Consider the following 7175-nt stretch of genomic DNA (forward strand, 5'->3'; position numbering starts at 1 on the left):
TTTCAAAAGCGAAAAATAGGTGAACACTAGGTTGGCAATGTGGCTGATCTAGTGTTCACCTATTTTTGATTCATGCGCACAACTAATGCGTTTAAGCGGGCGTGTGGCTTAGTCCTAATGTGACAAAAATGACGACGTTGATTGATTAGTTAATCGTCGTTTCGCGTGGTGGGGGTTAAAAGTAACAAAATACTGGTGTGTGCCCGAGAAAACCAACATTTAAATGAATAGCGAGCTATAATTCAGTAACGTCTGAATGGTGATCTTTCCTAGGCAGGGTTACTTATCGTTTAAGGAGGGACGCAACGTGTCGACAGCTTATGAGAACGTTTGCCATCTTGAAAGAGAGGGGATTTAAATGGCCGATGCAATTTTAACCGTTAAACATCTGAATAAAAGTTACGGCCACCAGCCAGTTTTGCGTGACGTTAGTTTTGAATGCACCCAGGGACGGATCGTGGGCCTGGTGGGCGCGAATGGCGCTGGAAAAACGACAATTATGAAAGCAATTTTAGGGCTACTTAGCACGGATGGTGAGATTCAAATCGCAGGTGAATCGATGCAATTCGATCATCATCCCATCTTGGCGACGGTGGGGTCACTAATCGAGTATCCGAGTCTTTATCCGTATATGAGCGGTTGGGACAACTTGCGTTTGTTTGCGGCCGGGCCCGATGCCCAAGCGCGATTGGCGGCGGTGGTGTCCGCACTAAACATGACCGACTATATCCATCAAAAAGCGCGTCATTATTCATTGGGGATGAAACAAAAGCTTGGTGTCGCCCTGGCCTTTTTGAATCAGCCGCAACTAGTGATTTTGGACGAACCGATGAATGGTTTGGATCCACAAGGTACTAAGGAGTTACGCGATTTTATCTTGAAGCAAAAACAGGCGGGCGTCACGTTTTTGATTTCTAGTCACATTCTCAGTGAATTGCAAAAGCTAGCAGACGATTTAGTCATTATCGATCACGGTAAAATTATTGAGAAAACAACGATGACAGCACTGTTAACGACGACCGATCATTTTGTCATTGTGAAAACTGATCATGACGGTCAGGCGAAAGCGGTTTTGGTGGCGGCCGGCTATCAAGTAGTTGCCGACACGGTTGTGAAAGTCCACTTAGCACCGGACCATCAGGTGGCAGATGTGCTCCATGTTCTGACTAGTCACGGACTGACGGTCAGGGATGTTCGGCATGAGGCGGCTGATTTGGAAAGTACGATTTTAAAATTACTGGCGACAACCAGCGCCTAGGGAGTGGTACTGATGATGACGTTATATCGACAAGAACTCACAAAACTATTTAAGAAGAAGTCTACGATTTGGTGTGGACTGATATTGGCTACCGTAGCGCTGATCTTTGCGATTTTGGCGCGGATCAAGCCGACGATTTTTCCCGCCAAAACCATGTTTGCCGCTAATTTTGAAGCGCAGCAGTTCATCGTCTTCTTTATGGTAGCAGCGGCGGCCACGATGATCACGATGGAATTTCAATTTGGGACGATCAAGCACGTGTTAACGCAGCGTTATTCACGACCACTCGTTTTGGTTAGTAAGTGGCTCGTGCTGTTAACCTACAGTCTATTGTTGTATGTCGGTAGCAGTCTGTTTGCCATCTTGCTTAAAGTCTGCTTAGTAAATGATAAATTTGCGATCTTTACGCGGGCCAAGTTTTGGCATGATTGGTTGGCGGGCGTTGGTGGTGAATTTCTCAATACGTGGTTACTGCTAAGTCTAGTGCTGCTAATTGCTGCTCTTTTCAAGAGTTCTGGTGCGGCAGTCGCGGTCGGAATCATCGGATACTTTGTTCTGGGAATGGTTAATATTCCCATGATCGCACTCATTCGGAAGTATACGTGGCTCAAATGGAACCCACTCAACATGTTCAACTTTTCAGCCCAGTTGGGATTACCGACGCTGAGTAAAATTACCAAGCTCACGGATGTCCAGTTGTTTTGGGGCAATCTTGCATACATTATTTTATTCTTAGTGTTAGGCCTGCTATTCTTTCGGCGGCGGGAAGTTTGAACCGTTACCGTTTGAAGCACTGCCAGTAAGTACTAAAAATCGCGCGTCCAGAAATTTTATCTTGGACGCGCGATTTTGTTGGTTAATGATTGATCACTGCGTACTCTTAAAACCAGTTTACGCGTGCGGTGTCAGTTGTTCAACAAGCTCAGCATTGGGAGAAACGTACAATGTTTTCTGACCTTCATAGATCACAAAGCCAGGTTTGGCACCATTGGGCTTGCGAATTCGGCGAACTTGGACGTAATCGACCGGAACGGTTGCTGAATCGCGGGCTTTTGAGAAGTATGCGGCGAGATTCGCGGCTTCTGTGAGCGTTTGGTCACTAGGATCATCTGAATGAATGATGACGTGTGAGCCTGGGATTTTTTGTGTATGCAGCCAATAGTCACTCTTACGGGCCGTTTTCAATGTTAACTGATCGTTTTGCCGGTTGTTTTTACCGACAAAGATCGGCGTCCCGTCACTCGCAGTAAATTCCTGGGGTTGACTCGGTTTACGTGAACTGCGTTGCTTTTTCTTAGTCTTGTGTTGCTTTAAGTAGCCTTGTTGCGTCAATTCTTCACGAATTTCGGTGATGTCAGCGGGACTAGCAAGCTCGATTTGGGTCTGGATATTGTCCAGATAATCAATTTCAGCTTGGGTCAAGCTGATCTGCTCACCAACGAAGCCAACGGCATTTTTTTGCTTCTGATAACGCGAAAAATACTTCTGCGCGTTCCGGGAAGGCGAGAGCTGATTAGATAGTTGAATCTTTAACGGCGCGTTATCGTGATAATAGTCTGGTAAAGTGATCTCAGTCATCCCACGTTTGACTTCATGTAGATAGGTCGTTAAGATTTCACCTTTTAACCGCAGCTCATCGGCCTGCTTGGTGTTAGCTAAGGTTTTTTCCAACTTTTTGAGCTTATTACGATTCTTCTTCAGGTTATTTTTGACCACCCGAATCAGATTGCCGGCTTGTTGTTGAACTCGTTCCCGTTGGGCTGCGTCTGCATAATAAAAATCAAGCAGACTGCTCAATGAGTCGAACTGGCGCGTGGCTTTGCCAAAATGGTCAAACGGTCCCGCGGCAAACATGGTCTTATGATTTGGTAAGGTGATCAACGTCGCCTGCGGCTGATCAAACTGTGCCAAAAAGGCCAGATAATGGTGATCAAGGTCGCCAGGCTGATGCAAGTCGGCAGCTAACTGTTGTGCGCTATCACGGCCGAATCCTTGATAATGCTGCTGCAATTGTTTTGCCAACACGTCTTCGTTGGGGTAATCCGTGACTAAGGTGTGAAAATCAGTATTCGGTGTAAATGGGTCTTGTTTGTCTTGCTTGGGGGGCTCGATGTAGGTCGCGCCTGGTAGAAGTAATCGGTAGCGATTCTGATCCGCACCGACATGCTTGATGACGTCAATGATCTTACCAGTCTGATTATCAACTAGGATCACGTTACTATGTCGTGCCATGATTTCAATAATCAACGTCAATGTCTCGGCATCACCGAGTTCGTTACGGGTCGTCACGGTCAGGTGCACAACCCGGTCGTTGGCGACCTGCGACACATCGGTCACGATGGCACCTTGTAAATATTTACGCATCATCATTGCGAAGTTCGTCGGCACGGCCGGATTAACGTAAGGGATTTGTGTTGTCTGAATCCGCGGGTACGTCGGGTCAGCCGATAGTAGAACTGGGTGATTCTTCCGGTTGGCACGAATGGTCAGAATCAACTCGTTTTGGTATGGCTGATTAATTTTTGAAATACGGCCGCCAACTAGTGTTTGGCGTAATTCGGTGACCATGGCATGGGTAAATAAACCATCAAAGGACATGTGATCACTCGCTTTCTAAGATATTCGTTATCACTGTAAAAATACAGTTAACCGGGTACTAGTATACCGTTTTTGAACAGGTAAAAACAAGTTAGCGCCCCACGCTGACGCATAAAGTTAGGCGTCGACGCTGCTAGTTGTCAAACAAGCAATTAGCGGATGAACGCTTTGAATCTAAAAATGTTATATGCAAAAACTACTTTAACGGTATTTTAAATAAAAAGTAGTCGTAATTACACACTCTATATTGTATAATACAAATGTATTCATTGTGGGTGCTGCTATTCGCATAAGTGATGGTTAAAGCGTGCTAATTACGATGGAATCGCACTGGATCAGCCAGTTTACGCTGAAGCGTGCTTGCGTCAGCAAAGCTCAGTTGAGTTTTTTTGAGTCTAAAAAATTAGCACGTTTTTAATCATCAGGCGGGGTAAATCAAGTCACAATGGACCAATGTGAATTATTGTTGAGAGGAATGAACTGTCATGAAGTCAAGTTTAACGGCCTTAGCGGAAACCGCTAAGTTGCAAACTGCCATGTTGAAAAAAATTACTAAGGCCCAAGGAATCACCGTTGCGGAATGGCAACTGCTGATCCAGTTGGCAGCAGGGGCCAATACGCAAGAAAAATTGGCGACAGCCATGCAGCTTGATACATCTACATTAAGTCGGCAACTGGCTAGCCTAGTCAAAAAAGAACGTTTGAGTAAGGAAGCGATTGGTCGTGACCGCCGCCAACTTGTTTACACGGTCACGCCGGCAGGAACAGCGGCATTGACCAAGATTAATGCGGATTATCAACAGTTTGAAGCAGAAGTTTTTGACAAATGGCCACAAGATGAACAAAACCTTCTCCGGATTCTGCTCAATCGGTTAAACAAGTCAGTTAGCCGAATTCTCGAGCCATGACTTTCCAAACGGTCGAAGGTAGAGTATAACTTAGTTTTATGCTATGATATTTGTTATTATTTAAATGAGAAGTAGGTGTAAGTCATGAAGATTGCTGTTGTTACTGACAGCACGAGCTATTTGACACCGCAAGAGGTCGCGGACAACGATATTCATGTCGTGCCGATTCCGGTTATTATAGATGGAAAAGTGTATCAAGAAGGTGTCGACATTAAAACGGCCGACTTTTACGCAAATATGAAATCATTTAAGTCATTCCCAAGTACGTCCCAACCACCCGTGGGGGAAATGGTGGCATTCTATAACCGCTTGGGTGAACAAGGTTATGATGCAGTCATCAGTATTCATCTTGCTAGCACGATTTCCGGTTTTTATAATAGCTTGATGAACATGCGAGATATGGTCGATAATATCAAACTTTATCCGTATGACTCCCAGATCACGGTCCGTCTGATGGGCTATTTGGCAATTGAAGCCGCGCGGATGGCTAAAGCTGGTCACAGTGTTGAAGAAATCCTGGCACGCCTAGATGATCTGCGGGCCTCGATGGGCGAATACTTTATCGTGGATGATTTGCAAAATCTGGTTCGGGGTGGTCGGTTATCGAATGCGTCAGCCTTCATTGGAAGCGTGTTACGGATCAAGCCACTGTTGACTTTTGATGATCAGAGCCATGAAATCGTCGCCTTTGAGAAAGTTCGTTCAACTAAGAAAGCTTTAGCGCGAGTTGAGCACCTCTTTGCTGAAGCACAGTCAAAAGTCGACTATCCGCTGCGAGCAATTATCGTTCAGGGGAATAATTTGGCTGCCGCTGAAGATTGGAAACAAAAGTTACAACAAATTTATCCAGACATGCCGATCGATATCACGTACTTTGGTCCAGTGATTGGGGCCCATTTAGGTGACAAGTCATTAGCGTTAGCCTGGTTGAAGGACATTGATAAGGCCTACTAAAATGAAAATTATTTTTTCAGCATCACCAGCTAATCGGGCAGCGGCCTACGCGTTACGTCAGGCTGTATTTGTTGAAGAGCGTGGAATCAGTGCTGACGTTGAATTTGACGTCAAGGATACAGACCAGCGTGAATACGCTGTTCTATATTTACAGCCTGATTTACCAATTACAACGTTACGCTTAGAACCACAAGCTGACCACGTGATGCGATTTGGTCGAGTCTGCACTCGGAAGGCCTATCGCGGTCATGGTTGGGGTCGTCAATTATTGACAGCGGCTGAGGAGTGGGCCACGCAACGTGGTTTTACTCATGGCGAGATTCATGGTGAACTCACTGCCCAGCGCTTTTACGAACTGTGTGGTTATCGAGTTACGGCCGGCCCGTATGATGAAGATGGGGCCCCCGTTGTGATTATGCATAAGCAATTATTATGATTCAACTCGTAGCGTTGGCATTTTGCCAGCGCTTTTTTAGGGTTTTGCCGTTGACTAACGGGGACAAAACACGGAAAATGGACTAAATTAAACAAGTAGTGGAGGAGTGGCGCAATGATTCAAAAAACGAGGGCCGAACTTAAAACCGAAATTAAGCAACTCTTTAAGGGGCGTTGGAAAGATGCCATCTTATTATGTATTATTATTAGCTTATTAACGATTTTCGGGGTGATGGCCAATTATTCAGATCGCGTGTCGTCGGGCAGTTCCACGACTGACGACACGGCTTTTAAGCAGTTGGGGACCCTGACTGGTTCTGATATATCGTTGATTTTAGCTGTAATAGCTGGGTTTTTACTGGTTCAAGTTGGTGTCTGGCTGGTCGTTCAAATCTTTCGGATTGGGACGAGTTATGCGATGTTGGACTGGGTCCGACAACCAGAACGCCAGATCCATCCGGTCAGTGACTCAACGGTCGGGTTCACGAAACGTTATGGGTGGGCACTGGTCGGTCTGATTATTTATAAAACTGTGCTTATCTTCCTATGGAGCCTGCTATTGGTGGTTCCGGGTATTATTAAGGCGTACGCTTATTCACAGACTTTTTATGCGTATAAGGACTTGTTAGCTGCAACACCTGCTGGTCAAGCACGGCCACGCTATCGTGATGCGGTCACCCGTAGCCGTCAGTTGATGCACGGGCACAAGTGGCAGTTATTCGTGTTGCATTTAAGCTTTTTGGGCTGGGAACTTCTCAGTATCTTAACGGCTGGAATCGGCCAGTTATGGTTGGTACCATATATTTATGGTGTGCTTGCCAACTATTATGATAATTTACAAGCAATTAATTAATGAACGTCGATATTAAAAATCGACACAAATAATATTGTTTCTTTTATTAAGCGGCAGATTGCAAGAAATAACTTGAACGAATTTAATGACGTAAATTAAGCAAGAAGATCTCGATTGGTGTATGCCAATTAAGACATTTAAGTGGCCGTGAATTCAAATACCAATTAAT

7 protein-coding genes are annotated in these 7175 nt (G+C 45.2%); 6 read left to right on the forward strand and 1 reads right to left on the reverse strand.

Features of this window, described 5'->3' with window-relative positions:
* Positions 1-358: 358 nt before the first annotated feature.
* Together MZO41_RS02300 and MZO41_RS02305 are read left to right on the forward strand one after the other, a co-directional pair.
* Positions 359-1258, forward strand: a complete 900-nt coding sequence (locus MZO41_RS02300; RefSeq protein WP_003644397.1) for an ABC transporter ATP-binding protein — start codon at positions 359-361, stop codon at positions 1256-1258.
* A 12-nt stretch (positions 1259-1270) separates the two neighbouring features.
* Positions 1271-2032 carry a DUF2705 family protein gene (locus MZO41_RS02305; protein ID WP_021356845.1) on the forward strand — a complete coding sequence of 254 codons (762 nt, stop codon included), beginning with the start codon at positions 1271-1273 and terminating at the stop codon, positions 2030-2032.
* Positions 2033-2149: 117 nt separating this feature from the next.
* Here the strand turns inward: MZO41_RS02305 and MZO41_RS02310 are convergent, their stop codons facing one another.
* Positions 2150-3856, reverse strand: coding sequence for an NFACT RNA binding domain-containing protein (locus MZO41_RS02310; RefSeq protein ID WP_003640521.1), 1707 nt, complete (start codon positions 3854-3856; stop codon positions 2150-2152).
* 485 nt (positions 3857-4341) lie between these two features.
* Here MZO41_RS02310 and MZO41_RS02315 point away from each other — a divergent pair, with 485 nt between their 5' ends.
* The 4 genes from MZO41_RS02315 (at position 4342) to MZO41_RS02330 (ending at position 7006) form a co-directional block, all read left to right on the forward strand.
* A complete protein-coding gene (locus MZO41_RS02315; RefSeq protein WP_003640522.1) occupies positions 4342-4764 on the forward strand; it encodes a MarR family winged helix-turn-helix transcriptional regulator in 423 nt (140 codons plus the stop codon).
* 84 nt (positions 4765-4848) lie between these two features.
* Complete coding sequence (locus MZO41_RS02320) at positions 4849-5718, forward strand: DegV family protein (protein ID WP_011101553.1); 870 nt, start codon at positions 4849-4851, stop codon at positions 5716-5718.
* A gap of 1 nt (position 5719) precedes the next feature.
* On the forward strand, positions 5720-6154 hold the full coding sequence (locus MZO41_RS02325; protein ID WP_003644400.1) for a GNAT family N-acetyltransferase: 435 nt from the start codon (positions 5720-5722) through the stop codon (positions 6152-6154).
* A 114-nt stretch (positions 6155-6268) separates the two neighbouring features.
* Positions 6269-7006: a DUF975 family protein gene (locus MZO41_RS02330; protein ID WP_003640525.1), complete on the forward strand. Its 738-nt coding sequence runs from the start codon at positions 6269-6271 to the stop codon at positions 7004-7006.
* Positions 7007-7175 lie beyond the last annotated feature (169 nt).

Origin of the sequence: Lactiplantibacillus sp. C232 (genome assembly GCF_023806725.1) — a bacterium.
Taxonomy (GTDB): domain Bacteria; phylum Bacillota; class Bacilli; order Lactobacillales; family Lactobacillaceae; genus Lactiplantibacillus; species Lactiplantibacillus plantarum.

What these genes read in the sequence shown, in the direction of transcription:
- MZO41_RS02325 (WP_003644400.1), top strand. Translation starts at nt 5,720, where the DNA reads ATGAAAATTATTTTTTCAGCATCACCAGCTAATCGGGCAGCGGCCTAC.
- MZO41_RS02310 (WP_003640521.1), bottom strand. Translation starts at nt 3,856, where the DNA reads ATGTCCTTTGATGGTTTATTTACCCATGCCATGGTCACCGAATTACGC.
- MZO41_RS02330 (WP_003640525.1), top strand. Translation starts at nt 6,269, where the DNA reads ATGATTCAAAAAACGAGGGCCGAACTTAAAACCGAAATTAAGCAACTC.
- MZO41_RS02300 (WP_003644397.1), top strand. Translation starts at nt 359, where the DNA reads ATGGCCGATGCAATTTTAACCGTTAAACATCTGAATAAAAGTTACGGC.
- MZO41_RS02305 (WP_021356845.1), top strand. Translation starts at nt 1,271, where the DNA reads ATGATGACGTTATATCGACAAGAACTCACAAAACTATTTAAGAAGAAG.
- MZO41_RS02320 (WP_011101553.1), top strand. Translation starts at nt 4,849, where the DNA reads ATGAAGATTGCTGTTGTTACTGACAGCACGAGCTATTTGACACCGCAA.
- MZO41_RS02315 (WP_003640522.1), top strand. Translation starts at nt 4,342, where the DNA reads ATGAAGTCAAGTTTAACGGCCTTAGCGGAAACCGCTAAGTTGCAAACT.